We start from the raw sequence: 23,454 nt of genomic DNA on the forward strand, positions 1-23,454 counted from the left end.
CCCCGCCCGGGGGGGGGGGGGGGGGGCCGGGGGGGGGGCCCAACCTCGGGGCCCGGCCCCCCGCCCCCCCCGGGGGCCCGGGCGGCCCCCCCCCCCGCCGCCCGGGGGGGGGGGGGGCTTCGGCACACCGGGCCGTCCCTGCCGGCGATCGCATAGGCTCGGCCCCGAGATGAAGAGGAACGTCACACCGCTGGGGCCCAAGGCCGACAAGGACACCGTGCGCCGGAGCAATCTCAGCCTGGTCCTGCGCGCCGTCCACGACGAGTCCGGCGGCGGGGCGACCCGGGCCGCGGTCGCCGCCCGGGTCGGGCTGACCCGGGCCGCGGTGTCCTCGCTGGTCGAGCAGTTGCTCCGGACCGGTTTCCTCACCGAGTCCGGCAAGACCTTCAGCGGTCAGGCGGGCCGCCCCGGCACCGTGCTCAAGGTGGCCCGCACCGGGCCCGCCGGGCTCGGCGTGGAGGTCAACATCGATTACGTGTCGGTGTGCGTCGTCGATCTGGCGGGCACCGGGCGGGTGCGGCACACCGAACACCTCGACAACCGGGGCGCGCCGCCCGGGGAGGTCCTGGCGCGGGCGGCCGCCATCACGGCGCGGACCCTGGAATCGGCGCGCGAGCAGGAACTGTTCCCGGTGGCGGCGACGCTCGCGCTGCCCGGCCTGGTGTCCGGGGGCACGGTGCGCCAGGCACCCAATCTGGGGTGGAACGGGGTGCCCGCCGACGAGCTGTTCACGGCCGCGCTGGCCGCCGCACACCCCGGCCGTCCGGCGCTGCGGGTACGGGCGGAGAACGAGGCCAATCTGGCGGCGCTGGCCGAGCTGTGGTTCGGCGGGCTCGGGCCGGTGGGCAGTTTCCTCCATCTGACCGGGGAGATCGGCGTCGGCGGCGCCCTGGTCGTGGACGGTGAGCTGTGGCGCGGGGCGCACGGATTCGCCGGGGAGATCGGGCACGTGGTGGTGGACCCCGAGGGCCCTCGGTGCCGGTGCGGCTCGCGTGGCTGCCTGGAGCGGTACGCGGGCCAGACGGCGCTCCTGCGGGCCGCCGGCATCGAGGACGGCGGCGGCGGGGCCGGGGTGGCCGAGCTGGAGCGTCGGGCCCGCGCCGGGGACGGACCGGCGCTGGCCGCCCTCGCGGAGGCTGGCCGGATGCTGGGCCGGGTGCTGTCGGGGGCGGTGAATCTGCTGGACCCGGACGCGGTGGTGCTCGGCGGCATCTACCGGAACCTGATGCCGTGGCTGGGGCCGCCCGCCGACCAGGAGCTGACCGACCGCGTGGTGTCGGGGCTCTGGTCGCCGGGGAGCGGGCGGCTGCGCCCGTCGTCCGTCGCGGGGGACGCGGCACGGGGCGCCGCCGCCCTGGTGCTGACAAAGGTGCTGGCCGACCCGGTGGCGTACGCGGCCGACCGGCCGGACTGACGGGCCGCCAGACGGATGGGCGACGGACCGACGGGCCCCGGGCGCGGTTCAGGCGACGCCGAGCAGGTGGTCCATCGCCAGCTGGTCCAGGACCTCGAACGCCATGCCCCGCTCCGCCGCCGCGTCCGCGTCGAACTCCTCGAGGGCGGAGCGGTCGGCCAGCAGCCCGTGCAGCCCGTCCTCGGCGGTGGGGCGGGCCAGATCGTCGAGCCGGGAGGCACGCAGCGCCTCGCGGACGGCGGGGTCGGCACGGAACGCGGCGGCCCGCTCCTTGAGGATCAGGTAGTTGCGCATGCAGCCCGCGGCCGACGCCCAGACACCGTCGATGTCCTCGGTGCGCGGCGGCTTGAAGTCGAAGTGGCGCGGGCCCTCGTAGTCGGCCGTCTCCAGCAGGTCGACGAGCCAGAACGCCTGGCGCAGATCGCCCGCACCGAACCGCAGGTCCTGGTCGTACTTGATGCCGGTCTGGCCGTTCAGGTCGATGTGGAAGAGCTTGCCCGCCCACAGGGCCTGCGCGATGCCGTGCGGGAAGTTCAGCCCGGCCATCTGCTCGTGCCCGGTCTCCGGGTTGACGCCGAACAGCTCGGGGCGCTCCAGCCGTTCGATGAAGGCGAGGGCGTGGCCGATGGTCGGCAGCAGGATGTCGCCGCGCGGCTCGTTCGGCTTGGGTTCAATGGCGAACCTCAGGTCGTACCCCTGCTCGGTGACGTACGCGCCGAGCAGGTCGAAGGCCTCCTTCATCCGGTCGAGGGCGGCCCGTACGTCCTTGGCGGCGCCGGACTCGGCGCCCTCGCGGCCGCCCCAGGCGACATAGGTGGTGGCACCGAGCTCGACGGCGAGGTCGATGTTGCGCAGGGTCTTGCGGAGCGCGTACCGGCGTACGTCGCGGTCGTTGGCGGTGAACGCGCCGTCCTTGAACACCGGATGGGTGAAGAGATTGGTGGTGGCCATGGGCACGACCAGCCCGGCCGCGTCCAGGGCCTGCCGGAACCTCTTCACGATCCCCTCGCGCTCGGTCCGCGTCGCACCGGGCGGGATCAGGTCGTCGTCGTGGAAGGTCACCCCGTACGCGCCCAGCTCGGCGAGCCGCGTGACGGATTCGACCGGGTCGAGCGGCGGGCGGGTCGCGTCGCCGAACGGGTCGCGCCCCTGCCAGCCCACCGTCCAGAGCCCGAAGGTGAACCTGTCGTCGGGGGTGGGCGTGAAGCGTTCGGTCATCGTCTGGCCGCCTTCGCTGCGGTCGGGCCCGGGAGCCTTCGAGGCATCCGGCTCATTTGTTCAGTGCCATGACTAATGATGCACGGGCCGCCTCCACCATGTAACCCCCGAGGCCCCCGGACTGTTCACCGCTCCCCCGCTCCCGTAATTTGTTCCGCGCACGGCCGAATGTCGTGTCCCCGCACCGCTCCGGAAAGAGGGCCCATGCCGCCGCGTACCGTCGTCATCGGCGTGGACAGTTCCACCCAGTCCACCAAGGCGGTCCTCGTCGACGCCGACAACGGCCGGACGCTCGCCGTCGGCCGGGCACCGCACACCGTCACCGGCGCGGCCGGGGCCCGGGAGAGCGATCCCGAGCAGTGGTGGGAGGCATTGCGCACCGCCGTCCGCGCCGGGCTGGCACAGTCCGGCGTGCACGCCCGGGCGGTTACGGGCATCGCGGTCGCCGGGCAGCAGCACGGGCTGGTCGTGCTCGACTCCGCGGGCCGCCCGCTGCGCCCCGCGATGCTCTGGAACGACACCCGTTCCGCGCCGCAGGCCGCCGCGCTCACCGCGGAACTCGGCGGCCCGGCCGCCTGGACCGCGCGGACCGGCTCGGTGCCGGTGGCCGCCGTCACCGCGTCCAAATGGCGCTGGCTGCGAGAGTACGAACCGGACACCGCCTCGGCGGCCGCCGCGGTGCGCCTGCCCCACGACTTCCTGACCGAGCGGCTCGCGGGCACCGCCGCCACCGACCCCGGCGACGCCTCGGGCACCGGCTGGTACTCCACGGCGAGCGGCGGCTACGACCCGGTGATCCTGGAGCTGCTCGGCCTGGACGCCGCACTGCTGCCCCCGGTGGCGGGGACCGGCGCGGCCCGTGCCGGGGCGCTGACCGCCGAAGCGGCCGGGGCGCTGGGCCTGCCCGCCGGGATCGCCGTGGCCGCGGGCACCGGGGACAACATGGGCGCGGCCGTCGGCCTCGGGCTGGGCGCGGCCGGGCTGCTGGACCACCCCGTGCTCAGCCTGGGCACCTCGGGCACCGTCTTCGCCGCCTCCCGGACCCGGCCCGCCTCGCCGGCCCTCTCCGGCTTCGCCGCCACGGACGGCACCTACCTCCCGCTGGCCTGCACGCTGAACTGCACGCTCGCCGTGGACCGGATCGCCACCCTGCTCGGCCTGGACCGCGACGACGCGGCCCCCGGCGGCGAGGCGGTCCTCCTCCCGTACCTGGACGGTGAACGCACCCCCGATCTGCCCGCCGCCTCCGGGCTGCTCACCGGGCTCCGCCACGACACCACGCCGCAGCAGCTGCTCGGCGCCGCCTACGAGGGTGCCGTCGTCACCGTACTGCGCGCCCAGGACGAGCTGGCCCGGGCCTGCGGGCTCGACCCGGCGGACCCCTCGGTGGCCGCCCGCCCGCTCCGGCTGATCGGCGGCGGGGCACGGGGGCGGGTCTGGGTGGAGACGGTGCGGCGGCTCTCCGGGCGGCCGGTGGTCCTGCCCGGCAGCGACGAGCCGGTGGCGCTGGGTGCCGCCGCGCTGGCCGCCGCCGCGGCCGACGGAAGCGATCCGGTCGCGACCGCCACCGGCTGGGGCACCGGAGACGGTCCCCAACTGCCGCCCCTGCCAAGGGACTCGGAAACCTGGGAGCGGATCTGCTCGGTGCTGGACCGGGCCTTCGTCCCTTTGCTGGGCGGTTCCTGACGGTTCCACGGCCGGGCCCGCACCGGTTTGGGGATGCGAAGCCATCTTCAATAGGATCCGGCGATGATCATAAGAAAACGGCTGACGGTCGGGTTGGGCATTCTGCTCGCCACCCTGACCGCCGGGCTCGGTTCGGCGCTCCCCGCGGCCGCCGACGAAGCCCCCGCCAAAGCTTCCCCCAAGGTCGAGCTGGTGCTCGACGTCAGCGGCTCGATGCGGACCCGTGACATCGACGGCCAGTCCCGGATGACCGCCGCCAAGCAGGCGTTCAACGAGGTCCTGGACGCGGTGCCGGAGCAGGTGGAGCTCGGCATCCGCACGCTCGGCGCCAACTATCCGGGCGACGACCGCAAGGTCGGCTGCAAGGACACCCGGCAGCTCTACCCGGTCGGCCCGCTGGACCGCACCGAGGCCAAGACCGCCGTCGCCACCCTGGCACCCACCGGCTGGACCCCGATCGGCCCGGCCCTGCTGGGTGCCGCCGACGACCTCAAGGGCGGGGACGCCACCCGGCGGATCGTCCTGATCACCGACGGCGAGGACACCTGCGGGCCGCTCGACCCGTGCGAGGTGGCCCGTGACATCGCCGCCCGCGGCATCCACCTGGTCATCGACACCCTGGGCCTGGTGCCCAACACCAAGATCCGCGAGCAGCTGACCTGCATCGCCGAGGCCACCGGCGGCACCTACACCGCGGTCCAGCACACCGACGAACTCTCCGGCCGCGTCAAGCAGTTGGTCGACCGTGCGGCCGAACCCGTCGTCACCCCGGTGGCGACCGAGGGCGCGAACAGCTGCGCCGACGCGCCGCAGCTCAAGCCCGGCCTCTACACCGACCGCGAGACCTTCGGTCAGCACCGCTGGTACCGGGTGGATGTACTGCCCGGTCAGGAGCTGCGCGCCTCGGTCAGCGTCTTCGCCGACCGCGCCGTGAACAACGACTACGGCGTCCTGATGAGAGCGTTGACCGTGCACGGCCGCGAGATCGTACGGGGCTCGGAGTCCGGTACCGGCCGCACCGACGCGATCTCCTCCGGCCTGCGCTACCCGAAGGCCGAACTGGAGGGCACCGACAGCGACAAACCGGCCGCCGAGACCGTGTGCCTGCAGGTCGGCAGCTCCTTCTCCGCCCCCGCCTCGGTGAAGACCCAGCCCGGCCTGCCGGTCGAGCTGACCATCGACGTGGTGGACGGTCCGGACGACGCCGCCGACGTCGCCGCGTTCGGCCTCGGCCGCGGCTGGTGGCTGCTGGGCGTGCTCGTACTGACCGGGCTGCTCGCCGGTCTGGTCTTCGGCTGGATCTCGCGCTGGCGCATCGCAGTCTGGAGGACCAACTGATGCGTAAGACGACCCGCCTGATCGCGGGCGCCCTGCTCACCGGGCTCGCCCTGCTCACCCCCGCGGGCGCGGCGCTGGCCGACGACCCGTCGGCGAGCCCGAGCCCCGGCGCCTCCGCCGACGGCTCCGGACCCACCGAGGCCGGGACCGCCTTCCGTACCGCGACGGCTCTCCAGCAGGGCCAGCGCGCCAGCGCCGAGGCGTCCACGGGCGACTACCTGTACTGGGTGTTCCCGGCCGACGCGGGCGAACGCGCCACCGTCGACGCGACGATCACCCTGCCGGAGAACGCCGCCCGGCACGGCGCGTCGACCTGGCAGGTGGACGTGTACGACGGGCTGCGGCGCCGTCAGGCCTGCATGTACGGACGGCAGACCGGCAAGGCCGCGGCGGACGCCCGGACGGTCGAGCTGAAGTGCGTGCTGCGCACCGTGCGCGCCTGGTCCGAACCGTGGGCCGACGACCCGCTGCCGGGCAGCTACTACGTCCGGCTGACGGTCGTGGACCTGCCGTCGGCGGACCTCGGTCTGCCGGTGCGCGCCGAGGTCGAGGTCACCTCGGTCGACAAGGGCGGCTCCGCCGATGTGGACGGCACTCTGTCGAAGCCGCTGGTGCCCGGCGTGTCCGCCGTCTCCGGGACCACGGACGGTTCGACGGACGACAGCGGCACCGACGGGGACGGTTCCACGCGCACGGTCTCGCTCGGCAGTGAGCCCGAGGACGGCTGGTCCTCGGGATGGTGGACCGACCGCTGGCTGTGGACGGTCGGCGGGGGAATCCTCGGGGCGCTCGCCGGCGCCTTCGGCTACTCCCTCACGCGGGGGCGCGGACGCCCGTCCCACGTCCCGCCGCACGCCTGACCCATCAGGTCCATGGCCGCCGTACGACCCGGCTCCCGGGCCGTACGGCGGCCGTGGACCGCACATTCTCCGCCACCTGTCGCCCGCCCCGTCCCCAGGCGGGCGGCACGCGACTAGGCTCGTCAACTCACGTACCGCACAAGGCCGATGGCACACCCGCCCGGCCGGCGGTACGGCTGAATCCAGTCGCCGCGCACCGGTTCGGATGCGCCACGAGGGAGCGGAGAGACCTCCATGTCCACGGAGACCGGCCCGGCCGTCGATGCCCGGCCGCGCAGCCACCGGATCGTGCCGGGCCCGAAGGGGCTGCCGTTCCTCGGCAGCCTGCCGCAGTTCGGGAAGGACCCGCTCGCCTTCTTCGGGCGGCTGCGCTCGTACGGGTCGATGGTGAGCTGGCGTTTCGGCCCCAACCCCTGTGTTTTCATAGCCGATCCGGAGTGCGTGGGCGAGCTGCTCACCGAGACGGAACGCTCCTTCGACCAGCCCGCGCTGGGCATCGCCTTCCGCACCGTGATGGGCAACGGTGTGGTGGTCGCCCGCGGCGCGGACTGGCGGCGCAAGCGCTCCCTGGTGCAGCCCTCGGTACGGCCCAAGCAGGTGCGCTCGTACGCGTCGACGATGGCCGGCAGCACGGTGGAGCTGGCGGACAGCTGGTCGGACGGCGACCGGGTCGACGTCAAGCGGGAGATGGCGGCGCTGACCCAGCGGATCGCGGTGCGCACCATCTTCGGCGTCGACACGGCGGCCGACGCCGAGGCCATGGGCCGGGCGATGGACGTGGCGCAGCAGGAGATCGGCAAGGAGTTCGCCGGGCTCGGGGCCATCCTGCCGGACTGGGTGCCCACCCCCGGCCGGGCCAGGATCAGGAAGGCTGCCGCGGTCATCGACGCCGAGGTGGCCCGGGTCGTCGCCCGCCACCGCGACGGCGGGGACGAGCGCCCCGACCTGCTGAGCCGGCTGCTGACCGCGGTCGACGAGACGGGGGCGCGCCTCACCGACCGGGAGATCCGTGACGAGACGGTCACGCTGTACATCGGCGGGCACGAGACGACCAGCTCCACCCTGGTGTGGGCCTGGTACCTGCTCTCCCGAGAGCCCCGGGTGCGTGCCGCGCTCGCCGAGGAGCTGGACCGGGTGCTCGGGGACCGGGAGCCCGGATTCGAGGACTACGCGCGGCTGACGTACACACAGTCCGTGGTCAAGGAGACACTGCGCCTGTACCCGACGATCTGGCTGGTCACGGGGGTCGCGAAGGAGGGGGCGCGGATCGGCGGCGTCGCGATGCCGGAGGGCACGCGGGTGTGGAGCAGCCAGTGGGTGACGCACCGTGACGCACGGTGGTTCCCCGAGCCGGAGGAGTTCCGCCCCGAGCGCTGGGATCCCGCGACCGGCGACGACATCCCGGAGTACGCCTGGTTCCCGTTCGGCGGCGGCCCGCGGGTCTGTCTGGGCACCCGGTTCGCGATGGTCGAGGCGGTACTGGTGCTGGCCGTGCTGGCGCGCCGCTTCGAGCTGGTGGTGGACCCGGGTGTCGTCAACCCGGTGCCGTCGCTGACCCTGCAGCCGGACCGGGACGTCATGGCGACGGTCCGCAGGCGGTAGGACGCGTCCGGCGACCGCCCCGCCGGGGTCGTGGGGCGGCCGGGACCGGGAACGGAACAGCGATATGCCCGTTCTGTCGCGGAGATCGGGTCGTACGGTTCACACTGTCCATGTCGGCCACACCGGCCGCCCGGCCGCCTCCGCAGGCCGTCGACGCACGTCGATGCACGCCGATCGAAGGGGAGAACGACCATGCGCCTCCGCTCCGCCCTCACCCCCGCGCTCTGCGCCGCGGCCGCCCTGGCCCTGACCGGCACCGCGGGGGCGTCCACGGCCGGGGTCGCGCCCGCCGCTGCCGCCCCCGCGACCTGCCAGGAGAAGAACCTCGACGTGCGTGCCGCGCCCGGCGGGCAGCGCGACGTCGCCAGGATCAGCGTCACCAACGACGGCGCCCGGTCCTGTGTGGTGGACCGCATCCCCACGATCACCTTCCGCGGGCTGGACGGCTCCGCGGTGCCCGTGCCACCGTCCGGGAGCGGCCCGTACACGCTGTCCGCCGGCGGGCGGGCCTACGCCGCCGTGCGCACGGCGGACCCGGCGGCCACCGAGGGCCGTGTCGTCGGCAGTCTGTCCGTCGCGGCGGACCCCTCCCACTACGGGGTGACCTTCGGCGGGGCGGCCGTGGGCATGCCCGGGGGCGTCCATGTGTGGGAGCCGGTCACCACGCTGTGGCAGGCGTCGAGCGCCGCGGCGGACAGCGCGCTGGCCGACGCGCTGGACTGACCCGGGGCTCAGCCGTTCAGCAGGACCGGGAAGGCGGCCATGTCGTTCTGCGTCATGACGGGCAGCTTCGTCACGTTCTCGTCCGGCATCGCGGCGCGCAGCCCGGGGAAGCGGCGGAACAGCGCGGGCAGGGCGATCCGCGCCTCGACGCGGGAGAGCGCGGCGCCGGGGCAGATGTGGGGGCCGTGGCCGAAGGTCATGTGCCGGATCGGGGCCGGGCGGCCGGTGTCGAAGGAGTCGGCGTCCGCGCCGTGCTGCTCGATGTCGCGGCCGATCGCCCGGTAGGAGATGACCACGCCCTCGCCCTTGGGGATCGTGGCGTCGCCGACCCGGATGTCCTCGGTGGCGAACCGCATCAGCAGGTGCGTGGTGGGCGTGTCCCAGCGCAGGGTCTCCTCGATGACGTTCTCCCACGGGATCTCGCCGTCGAGGACCCGGCGCAGCTGTTCGGGGTGGGTGAGCAGGGCGCGTACCGCGTTGAGGATCAGTCCGATGGTGGTTTCGTGCCCGGCGGCCACCATCGCCTTGAGGTTGCCCACGACCTCTTCCTCGGTGAGCGGTTCGCCACCGTCCTCGGCGAGGATCAGCGCGCTGGTGAGGTCGTCGGTGGGGCGCGCGGTCCGCTCCCGTACGAGTGCGGTGTAGAAGACGTCCAGTTCGGCGAGGAGGGCGAGCCGCTCCTCCTGCGGGGTGAGCATCGAGAAGAAGGCCTTGTAGCGGCGCAGCAGCATGGGGTGTTCGGCCTCGTCGACGCCCATCAGCATGCCGACGACCCGCATCGGCAGCGGCTGGGCGAACACGGACTTGAGGTCGACCGCACCGTCCTCGCTCAGCGCGGCCTGTTCGGCGAGCGCGTCGAGGAGTTCCCCGGTGAACCTCTCGATGGCCGGGCGGATCTCCTCCAGCCGGCGCGGGGTGAGCGCCTGGGAGGTCTTGGCGCGCAGCCGCCGGTGCTCGGCCCCGTCCACGGTGAACATGGACCGTCCGGCGTCGATCATGCCGATCAGGGGCCAGGCGTGGGTGACCTCGCCGCGCTGCCAGAGCCCCCAGGCGTCGAGGTCCTTCACCAGGCGGGGGTCGACGAGCAGTTGGCGGGCGAGGGCGTGCCGGGTGACGGCGAGGGCCGGCACGCCGAGGAGTTCGATCCTGGCGAGCGGACCCGCGTCCCGCAGCCGGGCCGTCTCGCCGTCGAGGTCCTGGACGAGGGGGTCGACGACGACGGTCCCGGTGGCGGTGGCGTGCGGGCAGTTCACGGCAAGTCTCCTGTCGGGCGTACGGGGGCGAAGCCCACGGGCAGCGCGGTCATCCCGCGCAGAAAGGCGGACTGGCGCCGGACCAGTTCCGGCACGGGGACCGAGAGCTCCAGGTCGGGCAGCCGGTCCAGCAGCACTTCGATGCCGGTGCGGGCGATGATCTCGGCGATCTCCTGCGCGGGGAAGGGGCAGCGGTACTCGCCGTGGCTGAAGGCCAGGTGCGCGCTGTTGCCGCTGTGGACGGACGGTCCCTGGCCCGTGGAGAGGTGCTGGCGGATGTGCGGGTCGGCGTTGGCCGCGCCGAGTCCCAGCAGCAGCATGTCCCCGGCGCGGATGTTCCGGTCGGCGAGCCGGGTGTCGCGGGCGGCCCAGCGCCCGGCGAGGATCTGGGTCGGGCCTTCCTCCCAGAGCACTTCGTTCATGGCCTCGGCGACGCTGTGCCGGCCGCCGGTGAGCGCGACCGCGAACTGGTCGTCGGTCAGCATCAGCCTGAGCGAGTTGCCGATCCAGTCGGCCGTGGTGAGGTGCCCCGCGGCCGTGATGGCCATGAGGTCGAGCACGTACTCCTCGTCGGTGAACTCCCCGGCGTACGCGAGCATGCGGGAGGTCACGTCGGTGCCGGGCGCCGCGCGCCGGGCCGCCAGCAGCCGCTGCATGTGCTCGCCGAAGAGGAGGTGGGCCCGCTGGGCGCCGGGGCCGCCGTCGGCGAGGTCCCTGAGCACCTCGGCGATCAGCGGGCCGTCCTCGTCGGGGAACCCGAGGAGCCGGGCGAGGACGAGCACCGGCAGCGGTACGGCGAAGTCGGCGATCAGGTCGGCGGTGCCGCGGTAGCAGAAGTCGTCGACCAGCCGGTCCGCCAACTCCTCGCAGTCCCTGCGGAGCTCGAAGTGCTCGACCTCCTCCAGGGCCTGTCCGACCATCGCGGCGTGGCGTCGGTGCTCTGCACCGGCGGTGAAGTAGATGGACGGCATCGGCCGGCCGACCATCGGTAACAGCGGCCAGTCATCGGGAATGCTCCCCCACTGGTTCCACAGCCCGACGTCCCTGGGGAACAGCTCGCCGTCGCTGGTGACCTGGTGGAGTTCCCGGTAGCCGATGACCAGCCAGGCGGGGACTCCGCCGGGCAGCTCCACGGGTACGACGGGGCCGTGCCGGCTGCGCATGGCGCGGTAGACGGCATGGGGTTCGGTGTGGAATCCGGGCCCGCTCAGCGGCACGCGGGGCAGGCCGCCGCCCATCGGGCAGCGTCCCTCGGCGGGCGGCGGGACGTCGGTGGGGCGATCGGGCACCGCGGATGCGGGCGTCGTCATCGTACGGAATCTCCTGCAACGAAGGCTTCGCTCGGTCTGCGGTGGTCGGCCGATCAACGCGGCTTCACTATAAGGACGTTCGGTGACTCTTCATGCACTGTTTCCGATCATTGCTCTTACTTATTCGGCCGAAGGGGTTCGTAACGGGAGTTGAGGACCGGCGCCGCTCATATGTGCCATCGGGGCGTAGGTTGTGCGGCGAAGCGTTCCCACCTCGGTTGAGAGACGGACTGTACCCATGACCGACCACACAGCGGTGCCGGGCCCGGCGAGGCTGACGATCGACACATCGGTGCCGCACTCGGCCCGGATCTGGAACTACTGGCTGGGAGGCAAGGACAACTACCCGGTCGACGAGCAGGCCGGGGACGCGTACAGCGCCGTCTTCCCGGGCATCACCACCGTGGCCCGCAGCAGCCGGGCCTTCCTGGGCCGGACGATCACACATCTGGTCACCGAGGCCGGAATCCGGCAGTTCCTGGACATCGGGACCGGCCTGCCGACCGTGGACAACACCCATGAGGTCGCCCAGCGCCTCGCCCCGGAATCCAGGATCGTCTACGCCGACCACGACCCGCTGGTCCTCGCGCACGCCCGTGCCCTGCTCACCTCGGCCCCCGAGGGTTCGACGGACTACGTCGACGCCGACCTCACCGACCCGGACCGCATCCTGTCGCTCGCCGCCAGGACGCTGGACCCGACCCGCCCCACCGCCCTGATCCTCAGCAACATCCTCGGCCACATCGCCGACCACGACCAGGCACGCACCATCGTCACCCATCTGATGGACCGCCTGCCCTCCGGCAGCTACCTCGCCGTCAACGACGGCTCGCGCGGCGTGGACGCCGACTACGAGCGGGCCCAGGACGCCTACAACGAGACCGGCGCCATTCCCTACTTCCTGCGCCCCGTCGACCGGATCGCGGCGTTCTTCGACGGCCTCGAACTCCTGGCCCCCGGCGTCGTGTCGGTCCCGTTCTGGCGCCCCGATCCCACCGCCCCGGCTCCCCGGCCCGTCGGCGAACACGGCGGGCTCGCCCGCAAGCCGTGACACGCGGCCGGGCGGGCCGCCGCCTCCCCCTCGGTGGCCCGCCCGGCCGGGGTGCTGATTGACTGTCACGGCCGACCGGACGGCCGACGAGGTTCCCCGGAACGGGCCGGGCGCACGAAGGACGAGGGGTGTTGGGGATGGAGCGCGGTCGGACCGGGTGGGTTCGGGTTCCGGTGGGGGACGACGCGGCACGGTGGACGACCCGGAAGAAGTGCCTGCGGGTCCTCGTCGTCGTGCACAACGTGACCTCCGCGACGCGCCTGCTCGACGTACTGCCCCTGTTCGACGACGATCTGCGCGTCCAGCTCCTGGCGACCTGCACGGGATCCTCCGCGTTCGCGGCCGGGACCGCCGAGCTGCTGGCCGACCTCGGGGTGCCGGTACTTCCGTGGGATCAGGCGGCCGAGACGGACGCGGATCTGGTGATCTCCGCCAGTTTCGGCGGCCGGCTCGACGCGTTTTCCGGGAAGTTGATCATCCTCTCGCACGGTGTTGGCTACACTAAGAGGCTTGCAACACCGGACACCGGACACCGGACACCGGACACCGGACACCGGACACGGGTCGGGGCCGGGGCCGGAACCCGCGCCGGTCTTCGGGCTCGCTCCGTCGTGGCTGCTCTCGGACCGGGGCGATCCGCTCGCGGATGCGCTCGTGCTGTCCCATCCCGAGCAGCTCGAACGGTTGCGCGCCGCCTGTCCCGAGGCCGCGCCGACCGCCGTTCTCGCCGGTGACCCCTGCTACGACCGGATTCTCGCAGCCCGCCCGCACCGCGCGCGCTTCCGCCGCGCGCTCGGCGTCCGGCCGGGGCAGCGGCTCGTTCTGCTCAACTCGACGTGGAGCGGCGCCTCTCTCTTCGGGGACGACGGCGACGACCTGATCGCGGCGCTGCTGGGCCGGGTCGCCGACGAGTTCCCCGTGGACGAGTTCCGCTTCGCGGCCGTACTGCATCCCAATATCTGGCACGGGCACGGTCCGGGGCAGATCCGTGCCTGGCTGGACCGGGCACGGCGCGGCGGGCTGACCCTGATCGATCCGCTGCACGGCTGGCGGCAGGCCCTGCTGGCCGCCGACGCCGTGATCGGGGACCACGGATCGGTCACCTACTACGCGGCCGCCCTCGGCACCCCCGTCCTGCTGGGCGCCGCGCCGCTGGCGGCCCTCGATCCGGACGCCCCGATCTCCTCGTTCATGCGGGAGGCGCCGAAGCTCGATCCCGGTGCTCCGCTCGCCCCGCAGCTCACGGAACTCCTCCGTCGGCACCGGCCGTTGTCCGGACCCGCCGAGTTCACCAGCTCCGTGCCGGGCGAGTCCGCGGCACGGCTGCGGAGGCTCTTCTACTCGATGATGCGCGCTCCGGAGCCCGGCCGGCCCGCTTCGCTGACGCCGCTCCCCCTGCCCGGCCACGAGACGGGAACGGTCACCGTTCCCCTGCGGGTTCTTTCGCGGGTGCTCGGGCCGGGAGAGGTGGCCGTCAGCCGGTGGACCGGCACCGGGCCGGATCTTGGTGCGGCGGACGGACCGGAACTGCATCTCGCGGTGCACGAGGACACCCGTGACGTGGACCGGCTGGACCTGGCCGACATCGTCTTCCGCCACGGGACGCCCGACGATCCCCGCTTCGGCTCCCCGTCGCTCTGGACGTCCGAGGTGCTCCGCCGCTACCGGGGCTGCTCCCTGGCGGCCTACGTCACGGGCCCGTCCGCGTGCGTGGCGCGGGTGCGCGGCGAGGAGCCGGTACGGCTGGCCACGGAGGAGGGCGAGGCCGACGCGGACCCCGCCGCGTACGCCTCCGCCCTGTACGCCTGGCTCACCGCCGACGGCGCCGGCCCGGTCGCCGGCCGGGCCCGGCTGGCGCGGGTGGTGGCCGACGGGCTCGTCGTACGGACGGGAGACCGGGTCCGGCGCGTGCGGGTCACGCCCCTGGTGCCGCCGGGCGGCTGAGATCCGGCCACCGGGCCTACCGGGGGGCCTGACCGAGGTACGGGACAGAGGGGCAGAAGGGCGATCTTGAAGGATTGACGGGCCTGCTGCGGTGCCGAGATCGCTGCGCCGTGTTCGTCGTGCTCGCGCAGCATCCGCGTCACGGTCGCCGGGCGGGGATGCTGCTCCGTCTTCGCTCCGTTGGTGATGACGGGCCGCTCCGCCGTGTCGCGCAGGCCCGTCCCCGAGCGATCACCTGTGAAACGCCGATGCACCGGCACCGGGGCACGTCATCAGTGGGCTCGCGACGTCTCCGGGGTTCCGCCGGGAGCCGACCGGTGTCCAGCGCTCGGCGCCACGGCCAATGCGTCGATCTCGACCCGGAAGTCCGGGTGAACCAGGCCGGCGACCCTCACCAGGGAGCAGGCGGGCGGGTTTTCCGCGTCCTGGTACTCGTCTCGCACTCTACGGAACGCACCCAGATCGTCCAGATCGGTCAGGTAGACCGTCAGTTTGACTACATGGTCCAGGCCGGAGCCCGCTGCCTCCAGTGCGGTGGTCAGATTCGCGTAGACCTGCCGAACCTGGGCCTCGGCGTCCCCTTTGCCCACCAGATTGCCGTCGGCGTCCACCGGGACCTGCCCCGAGACGGCGACCATCGTTCCGGTGAAGGCGACCGCGTGGCTGTAGCCGTTGACGGGCGGTGAACCGTTGGGGCGTACGAAGTGCTCCATGGCGCCGATCATGCCACGGCCGGAATTCCGCTCCCTGCCGGCACCGACTGCCCGCCGGTGCAGACCCGCCCGAACGCTTCATTGTCGGCGGCGGTTGAGCACCCCGATGAGAGCGGCGAGGTCGGCGGCACCGGCCGGGTCATCCGCGTAGCGGGTGGTCTGGAGGGGACCGACCTCAGGAAGGACGATGCTCTCCCGGGCCAGAACATGGACCAAGGTCAGCAGCGCGGCGCGGGCATTGCCATCGGTGAAGGGGTGGAAGAACGCCACATCGAGGTAGGCGCGGGCCGCGCGGGCCGCCAGCGGGATGTCCGAGTCGTTCGTCTCGTGCAGGCAGGAACGGAAATCGGCTTGGGTCCGCCGGGTCAGGCCGTAGCGCTCGCGGCCGCCTTTCGCGTAGGCGTCGCTCATGCGGAACGGTGCCTCTGTCGCGGCAAGGACTTCGCGCTGCCAGCCGGCCAGCAGGGCGAAGTCCAGCGGGGCACGGCGTGCGGCGTCTTCCAGGGACAAGGCGTGTGCGGCGAGCAGACGTTCGGCGCGAATCGGGTCGCGCAGACGGACCGGTCCCTCGCACCAGGACCGGAACCCATCGCAGCCGGGTGGAACCCGTCGCAGGGCCGGTGCATGGTGCCAGTCGACCTCGCGGCGCACGCGCAGCCAGACTGAGAGGCTGTCAGTAACGGTCATGGAGATCCTCCAGCGCCGCCCTCTCACGGTGGTCCTGGTACGGGGCGCAGCCGGTGAGGCCGACTGCGAGGTCCTCGCCGACGGATTCGATCAGCGTCCGCTCCGGTTGGACCCAGCTCCTGAACCGGCCACCGATCGCGCGCTCCACCGCCAGCTCGGCCGCGGCCCCGTCCATGCCGGTGCTGGTGAGGAACCAGCGCAGGACGATGGAGGTCTGGCCGATCCAGGCGTTGTCCGCGCCCGAGTCCAGCGCGTGGGTCACGAGCCGGACGCAGGCCCGGTCCAGGTGCCAGCTGCGATCCTCGGGTGAGGCTTCCGGCGGCGGCGCCAGCTCGGCGAAGCGCTGGGCGGTCCGCTCCAGCCACTCCCGCCACTCCAGCAGCGCGGCCACGACACGTTCTGCGGTCTCGTCGGGGGTCGTCACCGAGCTCGGCGGCCAGCTGACCCAGCTGCCGATGGGCCCGCCGTGGAAACAGCACCAGCTCCACCCCCAGGACCAGGTGCCGTATCGCTCCCGAAGGACTGCGTCCACCTGGCTCTCGCACCAACGTTCGCCCTGCCACCAGCCGACCCTGCCGGAGAGCACGGGCGGCACCCACTCGCGGACCAGCGAGCGGAGACGAGCGTCTTCGGCCTCGTCCCAGGCGAACGGGTGACGAGCCGGGTCGACGTCATCCCAGTTCAGAATGTCCATTTTGGTGAGGCGAGGCACGCGGTTGTCGGGGAAGGGCAGGGTGTCGCGGTTGTACGTCAGGGCCGGCCACTCTTCCTGTTCGATGTGATCGACCTACCAGTATCGGCTCGAAGCCCCTGCCATCGCGAGTGGTTTCCTGCCCCACCCCGTGCGGACATCCGTGCAGAACCCATGGCCCGCTCCCATCGTCACCGGCCGTGGCCGAGGGCCAAGGCGCTCAAGGCTTGAAGACCATCTCGTTGCCCCTTTCGCCCTCAGCCCGGTCAGACCCCTACCGCGCCGGGCAGCGCTCCCGCATGCGGTGCAGATGCGCCAGGTGATACTCCGCCCGGTGGCCGTCGAGTGCGGTGATCGCCGCCTCGATCAGCGGGAGCGCGGCCTCGGTGTTGTCCTCGTCCAACCAGGTCTCGGCGAGATCCGTACGTGTGCGGGCCGCGTTGTACGGGTCGACGGCCGGCCCCACGTCGGGCTGGAAGTACGACAGGGCCGCCGCCAGCCGCTCCCGGGCCTCCTCGCGCCGCCCCAGCCCGCGCAACGCCCGGCCGCGATGGCGTTCCAGCAGGGCCTCGGCGCGCGGCACGTCGGCCGTTCCCTCGTCCCCCGCGCCCATGGTGGCCAGGACGCCTCCGGCCTCCTCGAAGCAGTCGTACGCCTCCTGGTAGCGCCACTGGCGCATCCTCAGCAGTCCCAGGAACTCGACGGCCGAGGCATGACCCCGTTTGTGGCCCGCCGCCCGCTCGGCGCTCGCCGCCTCCCGCGCCGCCGTCTCGGCCTCCTCCCAGCGCCCTGTCTCGGTGAGCGAGTGGGCGAGTTGCGCGTGGACCGCCCCGGCGTCGGGACCGGCGGGAAGACGGGTGCCGGCCAGCCGCGCCCCGGTCCGGAGCGACGGCAGCAGCACCTCGTGGTGGCCCGCCTTGAGCTGGAGCGGCCACAGCGCGCGGCACAGGCGCACGGCGGTGTCCGGGTCACCGGACTCCTCGGCGCAGCGCACCGCCTCGGTCAGGTTGCCGATCTCCGCGAGGAGCGCGCCGAGCGCGGCGCCCTCGTTCTCGTACTGCCGCCCCGGCCCGGGCCCGGCGGGGGCGGGAACGCGCCAGCTCTGCGGGAGTGCCCGGTGGGCGGCGGACTCCGCCAGGCCGGCGTAGCCGCTCAGGGTACGGGCGAGCGCCGCCGAGCAGCCCGCGATGCCGTCCTCGCGGATCGCGGCCCCCTCGGCGTGGGCGCGGACCGCGGGTCGGTGGTGGTAGCGGCCGTGGCCGGTGGCCTGCTCCAGGAGCATCCGGTCGGTGAGCTCCGCCAGGAGTTCCGCCGCCCGCTCTTCTTCCAGGCCGGTGGTGCGGGCGGCCGCGGCGGCGTCGAAGGCGGGCCAGGGGCGCAGCGCCATCAGCCGGTACAGCCGGGCGGCCTCCGGCGTCAGCAGCCGGTAGTTGTCCTCCGCGGCCCCGCGTACCGGAGCGCCGTCCGACCCGGCTCCGCGCGGCGGGAGCGTGGCGCCGGAGAGCTGATGGGCCTCGGCCCGCAGGGCGTACGGCGAGCCGCCGCAGCGGGCGAGCAGCGAGGGCAGCACGGCACGGGCGGCGGCGACGGTGGACTTGTCGGTGATCTCGGTCAGCAGACGCACCGCGTCCTTGTCGGTGAGCGGATCGACGCGCACGCGCACGGCGTCGAGGTTGGGGAAGGGACCGCGGGCCACCACGATCGTGAACACATCGGGCGCCGACGTGAGGAACGGCCGCACCTGCGAGGCCGACTGGGCGTGGTCGAGTACGACCAGGAGCCTGAGTTCCGCCACGCGGCGCTGGAAGAACTCGCCGAGCTGCTCGGTGGCGGGCGGCATCTCCTCGTCCGGCACTCCCAGCCGGCGCAGCAGCACCCGCAGCGCGGTTCCCGGGTCGCGGGCGCCGCTCGGCCCGCCGCCGAGGTCGGCGTAGATCCGGCCGTCCGGGAACTGCCGGGCGAACCGGGCCCCGTAGTGCGCGGCGAGGGCGCTGGAGCCCATGCCCTCCGGGCCGTGCACCAACGCGACCCTGGGCCGTCCGTCCGCGCGCCGGGTCGCCTCCCGGTGAAGCCCGCGCAGCGCCTCCTTGCGGTCGGTGAAGAATCTGACGGAGGCGGGGAGGTTCGACCGCACGGGACGGACCGGTCCCGTCCCGGTTCCCACCCTCGAGGTGAACGAACGCCATTGTGCGGCGAGTTGCGGGTCCGTACGCATGCGGTCGTGCATCATGCGGGCCACTTCGTCCCGCTCGTCCCGCGCCGCGGGGGCCGGCACCTCCCGGCCGACGATTCTGCGTACGACACCGCCGGTCGACTCCCAGACCCACTTCCCGGCCTCGTTGGCCGTCCCCGTGGCAACCGCACCGAGCACTGCCGAGATCGCCGCCACCGACGTGGGGTCCAGCATGTCGCGCACTCCTCGTTCCCGGTGTTTGGCGCGGTCGCCCTTCCCCGGCACCGTCGCTGTCACCGTGCGGGTGACACGTTAGCGTCCGGCAAGCCGAATTCCCCCGGACTTCGTGACGCCGCTCCCCGGTCCGGCCGGGAACGGCCGCCGCTTCGGGCCGCGGGGACCGGCGGGCCGTCCGCCGCGCGCCCGTTCGTTCCGGCGGCGGCCAGACCTGCGGCATCTAATGTCTACCCATGGGTAACTCCCTTTGCTTGGATGGGCGGCACCACCGCCCGCCCCTCGCTTCCACAACAGGAGAACCCGTGCCGAACCCCGCGATCCGCCGCATCTTTGGTGCCGTTCTGACCGGAGCGCTCGCCGCGGCGACCCTGGCCGCCCACGCTCCGCAGGCCGCTGCGGCGGACACCCCGTCGCTGCGTGTGCTCACGTACAACACGTTCCTGATGAGCAAGAACCTGTACCCGAACTGGGGTCAGGACCACCGCGCGGCCCAGATCCCGAAGACGCCGTTCTTCCAGGGCAACGACGTCGTCGTGCTCCAGGAGGCGTTCGACAACTCCTCCTCGGACGCGCTGCTGCGTGCCGCCTCGGACCGGTACCCGTACCAGACCCCGGTGGTGGGCCGGAGCAGGAGCGGCTGGGACGCGACGGGCGGGGCGTACTCGGCGCTCACCCCGGAGGACGGCGGGGTGACGGTGCTGAGCCGGTGGCCGGTCGTCCGCAAGGAGCAGTTCATCTACAAGGACGCCTGTGGCAGCGACAGTTGGTCGAACAAGGGGTTCGCCTACGTCGAGTTGGACGTGAACGGCGCACGGGTGCACGTCGTGGGGACGCACACCCAGTCGACCGACTCCGGTTGCGGGGCGGGCGAGGCGGCCGCCAAGCGCGCCCTCCAGTTCCGGCAGATCGACGCCTTCCTCGACGCCAAGAACATACCGGCCTCCGAACAGGTCGTAGTGGCGGGGGACTTCAACGTCGACTCGCGCTCCTCGGAGTACGCGTCGATGCTCGGAAACGCCGGACTGGTGGCCGCCGACGCCCGCACCGGGCACCCGTACTCCTTCGACACCCGGGACAACTCGATCGCCGCCGACCGCTACCCGGACGACCCGCGCGAGGACCTCGACTTCGTTCTGCACCGCGCCGGGCACGTGCGTCCGGCCGGCTGGACGAACGACGTGGTCAAGGAGGAGAGCGCGCCCTGGACCGTGAGCAGCTGGGGCAAGAACTACACGTACACCAACCTCTCCGACCACTATCCGCTGGTGGCCTCGGCGAGGTAGCCCCGACGGCGGGCCGGGCGCGGTCCTCTACGATCGTCCGGGTGTGCGCACATGTCATAGTCGCCGAGGACGACGAGAAGCAGGCCGAGCTCGTCCGCCGCTATCTCGAACACGAAGGTCATGCGGTCACGGTCGTCGGCGACGGGCTCACCGCCCTCGCCGAGGTCCGGCACCGCGAGCCCGATCTGCTGGTGCTCGACGTGATGATGCCGCGGGCCGACGGCCTGGACGTGGTCCGGGTGCTGCGGGCCGAGCAGCGCGAGCTGCCGGTGCTGATGCTGACGGCCCGCAGCACCGAGGACGATCTGCTGCTGGGGCTGGACCTCGGCGCGGACGACTACATGACCAAGCCGTACAGTCCCCGCGAGCTGATGGCCCGGGTGCGGACCCTGCTGCGGCGCAGTCGTCGGAGCGGGCCGGGCCCCGTCGCCGACCCGGCGCTGCGGGTCGGTGCGCTGCTCGTCGATCCGGAGCGGCACGAGGTCCGGGTCGAGGGCCGGGCCGTGGACTGTACGCCGGGCGAGTTCCGGATTCTCGTCGCCATGGCGACCGAACCCGACCGGGTCTTCACCCGGCAGCGGCTCCTGGAGGAACTGCACGGCTTCGACCGGTACGTCAGTTTCCGCACGGTCGACGTGCACGTCATGAACCTGCGCAAGAAGATCGAGCCCGCGCCGCGCCGCCCGGTCCGGCTGCTGACCGTCTTCGGCGTCGGCTACAAGCTGACGGACCCGGCCGGGAGCGCCCCGCGTGCGTCGTGAACCGCGCCGGTCCCGGCTGCCGTTGCGCAGAAGTCTGTTCGGGCGGCTGCTGATGGTGTCCGCGCTGGTGGCCGCGTGTTCGGTGGCGGCCACCGCCTGGATCGCCGTGCAGACCACCTCCGGCGCCATCAAGCAGGAGCAGGGCCAGAACCTGACGGCGGACGCCCGGATCTACAACACCCTGCTCGGTTACGCGGCGGCCCACCCCACCTGGGACGGCGTCGACGGCACGGTACGCGAACTGGCCCGGCAGTCCGGGCGGCGGATCGCGCTCACCACCCAGCAGCGGGCGCCGCTCGCCGATTCCGCCGCCCGGTCCGCGCCGCCCGCGCTGCCGCCGCAGGCGTCGGCGATCGTGGATCCGCTGGCCGTGGACACCGCGCTGTCCCGGACGGTCGAGGGAACCGGATCCACCTCCGAGCGGGTCGATCCGCGGGCGGTCGGCCCGTTCCGCCTGCCCGCCGCCGAACGCACCGCCCTGCGGCACACCGCCGAACGGTACGCGGCCTGCCTGAGCCGGATCGGGATCGCGGCGGACGTGGTGCACGGCCCGAGCGGGCGTCCACGGGTGCAACTGGTCGGCACCGACCCGGACCGGGTGCAGGACGAGCGGTGCGTATCCGACCGGCTGGATGCCCCGACGCCGACCGAGCGCAAGGCGCTGGACGCGCTCGACGGGCTCGCCAACGCCTGCCTGAAGCGCCAGAACCGCTCCGGCATCCGGCTCAACCCGGACCTGTCCTGGGACGACGGCACCCGGTCGAGGGCCGCCGCGGGCGTGATGGCCCGGGAGATCCCCACCCCCGTACCGGCCGTCCGCACCGGGGAGGACGACCGGGCCACCGCCTCCTGCGTGGACACGGCGCGACGGGAGCAGCTCAGCTCCTATGTCGCCTCGCCCGCGCTGCTGTTCATCGGCACGCAGGACAGCACGACCGTGCCGGGTTTCGACCTCTCCCCCGAGAACACCGCGAAGATCGCGGGCGCGGCCGCGCTCGTCCTGGCGCTCACCGTCGGGGCCACCGTGCTCGCCGGGTCCCGGCTGGTACGGCCGCTGCGCGCCCTGACCGGGGCGGCGCAGCGGATGCGGGACGGGGCGGACTCCGCGCCCGTGCTGGTCAGCGCCGACAACGAGATCGGCCGGCTCGCCGCCGCGTTCAACGACATGGCCGACCACCGGGCGCGCCTGGAGGCGCAGCGCAAGGTCATGGTCAGTGATGTGGCCCATGAGCTGCGGACCCCGCTGAGCAACATCCGGGGCTGGCTGGAGGCCGCGCAGGACGGTCTGGCCGAGCCGGACCCGGCTTTCATCGCCTCGCTGCACACGGAGGCCGTGCAGTTGCAGCACATCATCGACGACCTCCAGGACCTCGCCGCGGCGGACGCGGGTGCGCTGCGGCTGCACCCCGAGCCGGTACGGGTCGACGAGGTGCTGGCGCAGGTCGCCGCGGCGCACCAGGGGCGGGCCGAGACGGCGGGGGTCGCACTCGTGGCCGAGGCCGACGCGCCCGCCGCGCTGTGGGCGGACCCGGTGCGGCTGCGCCAGGCGATCGGCAACCTGGTCTCCAACGCGGTGCGTCACACCCCGCCGGGCGGGCGGGTGACGCTCCGCGCCCACGCCGCGGCGGTGCCGGACGGGGAAGTCCGGGAGGTCGTGATCGAGGTCGCGGACACCGGCGGCGGGATTCCGGCCGAGCATCTGCCGTACGTCTTCGACCGCTTCTGGCGTGCGGAGAAGTCGCGCAGCCGCCGTACCGGGGGCAGCGGGCTGGGGCTGGCGATCGTGCGCAAGCTCGTGGAGGGGCACGGCGGTTCGGTGGGCGTGACCAGTACCGAGGGAAAGGGCTCGGTCTTCACGCTCCGGCTGCCCGCCGCCCGGCCCGCCGACGCCGAAGCCGGTGCGGGCGGTACCGACGGGGACGGCCGTCGGGCCCCGGCCGGGCCTGATGCGACGGCCACAAGGATCTGACAGCTTCCTCATAACTTCACGCCAGCCTGTCGGCATGCCTCGCGCCCGGTACCGAACGGATACCGGGCAGCACCGAGGCCGACCTGGAATGGAGTCATCCAATGCCTCACCGTCTCCTGCGCACCACTGTCCTCGCCGCCGTCGCGGCGGGCGCGGTGCTCATCCCCTCCGCCGCGGCCTTCGCCGACACCGCGCCCGAGCCGTCCGCTCCCTCGGTGAAGCGGTCCGCCGCCGCCGCGGCGTCCGACCGGGCCGGGGCGTCCGCCGGATCCACCGGCAAGGAGGCCTCACGTCCGGCGGTGGTCCCCCGTGGCGGGGTCGCCGCGGGCGAGAACCCGACCCCGGTCCCGGCCAGGCCCTCGGCCGGGACCGAGGAGGGCGCCGCTCCGCGCGGCGGCGTCGACGCCGGTGAGCGCCCGGTCGCGGCCTCCGGCGACAACACGGCCGCCCTCGCCGGATCGGCCGCCGGCGCGCTGCTGCTCGCCGGTGCGGGCACCTTCGTCCTGCGCCGCCGCTCGGCGGCCCGCAGCAACGGCTGACC

Annotated in this window: 19 protein-coding genes; 12 read left to right on the forward strand and 7 right to left on the reverse strand. The window is 73.3% G+C overall.

Features of this window, described 5'->3' with window-relative positions:
• Positions 1-169 precede the first annotated feature (169 nt).
• Positions 170-1,414 (forward strand): ROK family protein, encoded by a 1,245-nt coding sequence (locus tag ACFCV8_RS25770; protein WP_376687814.1) that lies wholly within the window; start codon positions 170-172, stop codon positions 1,412-1,414.
• Positions 1,415-1,462: 48 nt separating this feature from the next.
• On the opposite strand, the gene xylA is transcribed toward ACFCV8_RS25770, so the two are convergent.
• Complete coding sequence (gene xylA, locus ACFCV8_RS25775) at positions 1,463-2,632, reverse strand: xylose isomerase (protein ID WP_376687815.1); 1,170 nt, start codon at positions 2,630-2,632, stop codon at positions 1,463-1,465.
• 204 nt (positions 2,633-2,836) lie between these two features.
• Here xylA and xylB point away from each other — a divergent pair, with 204 nt between their 5' ends.
• The 5 genes from xylB (at position 2,837) to ACFCV8_RS25800 (ending at position 8,841) form a co-directional block, all read left to right on the forward strand.
• Positions 2,837-4,318 carry a xylulokinase gene (gene xylB, locus ACFCV8_RS25780; protein WP_376687816.1) on the forward strand — a complete coding sequence of 494 codons (1,482 nt, stop codon included), beginning with the start codon at positions 2,837-2,839 and terminating at the stop codon, positions 4,316-4,318.
• Positions 4,319-4,381: 63 nt separating this feature from the next.
• Positions 4,382-5,656 carry a VWA domain-containing protein gene (locus tag ACFCV8_RS25785; protein ID WP_376687817.1) on the forward strand — a complete coding sequence of 425 codons (1,275 nt, stop codon included), beginning with the start codon at positions 4,382-4,384 and terminating at the stop codon, positions 5,654-5,656.
• Positions 5,656-6,516: a hypothetical protein gene (locus tag ACFCV8_RS25790; RefSeq protein ID WP_376687818.1), complete on the forward strand. Its 861-nt coding sequence runs from the start codon at positions 5,656-5,658 to the stop codon at positions 6,514-6,516. The genes ACFCV8_RS25785 and ACFCV8_RS25790 overlap by 1 nt, the downstream gene beginning before the upstream one ends.
• 234 nt (positions 6,517-6,750) lie before the next feature.
• A complete protein-coding gene (locus tag ACFCV8_RS25795) occupies positions 6,751-8,118 on the forward strand; it encodes a cytochrome P450 (protein WP_376687819.1) in 1,368 nt (455 codons plus the stop codon).
• Positions 8,119-8,310: 192 nt separating this feature from the next.
• A complete protein-coding gene (locus ACFCV8_RS25800; RefSeq protein WP_376687820.1) occupies positions 8,311-8,841 on the forward strand; it encodes a DUF4232 domain-containing protein in 531 nt (176 codons plus the stop codon).
• An 8-nt stretch (positions 8,842-8,849) separates the two neighbouring features.
• On the opposite strand, the gene ACFCV8_RS25805 is transcribed toward ACFCV8_RS25800, so the two are convergent.
• Both ACFCV8_RS25805 and ACFCV8_RS25810 read right to left on the reverse strand, forming a co-directional pair.
• The gene (locus ACFCV8_RS25805) at positions 8,850-10,094 is read right to left on the reverse strand and encodes a cytochrome P450 (protein WP_376687821.1); all 1,245 of its coding nucleotides are present in this window, start codon (positions 10,092-10,094) and stop codon (positions 8,850-8,852) included.
• Complete coding sequence (locus ACFCV8_RS25810) at positions 10,091-11,404, reverse strand: cytochrome P450 (protein ID WP_376687822.1); 1,314 nt, start codon at positions 11,402-11,404, stop codon at positions 10,091-10,093. The genes ACFCV8_RS25805 and ACFCV8_RS25810 overlap by 4 nt, the downstream gene beginning before the upstream one ends.
• Positions 11,405-11,642: 238 nt before the next feature.
• On the opposite strand from ACFCV8_RS25810, the gene ACFCV8_RS25815 reads away from it, so the two are divergent.
• Positions 11,643-12,455: an SAM-dependent methyltransferase gene (locus ACFCV8_RS25815; RefSeq protein ID WP_376687823.1), complete on the forward strand. Its 813-nt coding sequence runs from the start codon at positions 11,643-11,645 to the stop codon at positions 12,453-12,455.
• A gap of 510 nt (positions 12,456-12,965) precedes the next feature.
• Positions 12,966-14,399, forward strand: a complete 1,434-nt coding sequence (locus tag ACFCV8_RS25820; protein ID WP_376687824.1) for a hypothetical protein — start codon at positions 12,966-12,968, stop codon at positions 14,397-14,399.
• A 272-nt stretch (positions 14,400-14,671) separates the two neighbouring features.
• Here ACFCV8_RS25820 and ACFCV8_RS25825 read toward each other — a convergent pair whose 3' ends face one another.
• The 4 genes from ACFCV8_RS25825 to ACFCV8_RS25840 form a co-directional block, all read right to left on the reverse strand.
• Positions 14,672-15,112, reverse strand: a complete 441-nt coding sequence (locus ACFCV8_RS25825) for a RidA family protein (protein ID WP_376687825.1) — start codon at positions 15,110-15,112, stop codon at positions 14,672-14,674.
• 78 nt (positions 15,113-15,190) lie between these two features.
• Positions 15,191-15,799, reverse strand: coding sequence for a Fic family protein (locus ACFCV8_RS25830; RefSeq protein WP_376687826.1), 609 nt, complete (start codon positions 15,797-15,799; stop codon positions 15,191-15,193).
• Positions 15,786-16,493, reverse strand: a complete 708-nt coding sequence (locus ACFCV8_RS25835; protein ID WP_376687827.1) for a hypothetical protein — start codon at positions 16,491-16,493, stop codon at positions 15,786-15,788. Before ACFCV8_RS25835 ends, ACFCV8_RS25830 begins: the two co-directional genes overlap by 14 nt.
• Positions 16,494-16,764: 271 nt before the next feature.
• Positions 16,765-18,897 (reverse strand): tetratricopeptide repeat protein, encoded by a 2,133-nt coding sequence (locus ACFCV8_RS25840; RefSeq protein ID WP_376687828.1) that lies wholly within the window; start codon positions 18,895-18,897, stop codon positions 16,765-16,767.
• A 305-nt stretch (positions 18,898-19,202) separates the two neighbouring features.
• Here ACFCV8_RS25840 and sph point away from each other — a divergent pair, with 305 nt between their 5' ends.
• The 4 genes from sph to ACFCV8_RS25860 all read left to right on the forward strand — a co-directional run bounded on the left by sph (position 19,203) and on the right by ACFCV8_RS25860 (position 23,452).
• Entirely contained in the window at positions 19,203-20,183 is a 981-nt protein-coding gene (sph, locus tag ACFCV8_RS25845) for a sphingomyelin phosphodiesterase (protein ID WP_376687829.1), read from the forward strand.
• A 41-nt stretch (positions 20,184-20,224) separates the two neighbouring features.
• Complete coding sequence (locus tag ACFCV8_RS25850; RefSeq protein ID WP_376687830.1) at positions 20,225-20,944, forward strand: response regulator transcription factor; 720 nt, start codon at positions 20,225-20,227, stop codon at positions 20,942-20,944.
• A gap of 52 nt (positions 20,945-20,996) precedes the next feature.
• Complete coding sequence (locus tag ACFCV8_RS25855; RefSeq protein WP_376687832.1) at positions 20,997-22,913, forward strand: sensor histidine kinase; 1,917 nt, start codon at positions 20,997-20,999, stop codon at positions 22,911-22,913.
• A gap of 101 nt (positions 22,914-23,014) precedes the next feature.
• Positions 23,015-23,452 (forward strand): hypothetical protein, encoded by a 438-nt coding sequence (locus ACFCV8_RS25860; protein ID WP_376687831.1) that lies wholly within the window; start codon positions 23,015-23,017, stop codon positions 23,450-23,452.
• Positions 23,453-23,454 lie beyond the last annotated feature (2 nt).

This window comes from Streptomyces sp. NPDC056347 (assembly GCF_042262625.1).
In the GTDB taxonomy this organism is placed as follows: Bacteria; Actinomycetota; Actinomycetes; order Streptomycetales; family Streptomycetaceae; genus Streptomyces.

What these genes read in the sequence shown, in the direction of transcription:
- ACFCV8_RS25770 (WP_376687814.1), top strand. Translation starts at nt 170, where the DNA reads ATGAAGAGGAACGTCACACCGCTGGGGCCCAAGGCCGACAAGGACACC.
- xylA (WP_376687815.1), bottom strand. Translation starts at nt 2,632, where the DNA reads ATGACCGAACGCTTCACGCCCACCCCCGACGACAGGTTCACCTTCGGG.
- xylB (WP_376687816.1), top strand. Translation starts at nt 2,837, where the DNA reads ATGCCGCCGCGTACCGTCGTCATCGGCGTGGACAGTTCCACCCAGTCC.
- ACFCV8_RS25785 (WP_376687817.1), top strand. Translation starts at nt 4,382, where the DNA reads ATGATCATAAGAAAACGGCTGACGGTCGGGTTGGGCATTCTGCTCGCC.
- ACFCV8_RS25790 (WP_376687818.1), top strand. Translation starts at nt 5,656, where the DNA reads ATGCGTAAGACGACCCGCCTGATCGCGGGCGCCCTGCTCACCGGGCTC.
- ACFCV8_RS25795 (WP_376687819.1), top strand. Translation starts at nt 6,751, where the DNA reads ATGTCCACGGAGACCGGCCCGGCCGTCGATGCCCGGCCGCGCAGCCAC.
- ACFCV8_RS25800 (WP_376687820.1), top strand. Translation starts at nt 8,311, where the DNA reads ATGCGCCTCCGCTCCGCCCTCACCCCCGCGCTCTGCGCCGCGGCCGCC.
- ACFCV8_RS25810 (WP_376687822.1), bottom strand. Translation starts at nt 11,404, where the DNA reads ATGACGACGCCCGCATCCGCGGTGCCCGATCGCCCCACCGACGTCCCG.
- ACFCV8_RS25815 (WP_376687823.1), top strand. Translation starts at nt 11,643, where the DNA reads ATGACCGACCACACAGCGGTGCCGGGCCCGGCGAGGCTGACGATCGAC.
- ACFCV8_RS25825 (WP_376687825.1), bottom strand. Translation starts at nt 15,112, where the DNA reads ATGGAGCACTTCGTACGCCCCAACGGTTCACCGCCCGTCAACGGCTAC.
- ACFCV8_RS25830 (WP_376687826.1), bottom strand. Translation starts at nt 15,799, where the DNA reads ATGACCGTTACTGACAGCCTCTCAGTCTGGCTGCGCGTGCGCCGCGAG.
- ACFCV8_RS25835 (WP_376687827.1), bottom strand. Translation starts at nt 16,493, where the DNA reads ATGGACATTCTGAACTGGGATGACGTCGACCCGGCTCGTCACCCGTTC.
- ACFCV8_RS25840 (WP_376687828.1), bottom strand. Translation starts at nt 18,897, where the DNA reads ATGCTGGACCCCACGTCGGTGGCGGCGATCTCGGCAGTGCTCGGTGCG.
- ACFCV8_RS25855 (WP_376687832.1), top strand. Translation starts at nt 20,997, where the DNA reads ATGGTGTCCGCGCTGGTGGCCGCGTGTTCGGTGGCGGCCACCGCCTGG.
- ACFCV8_RS25860 (WP_376687831.1), top strand. Translation starts at nt 23,015, where the DNA reads ATGCCTCACCGTCTCCTGCGCACCACTGTCCTCGCCGCCGTCGCGGCG.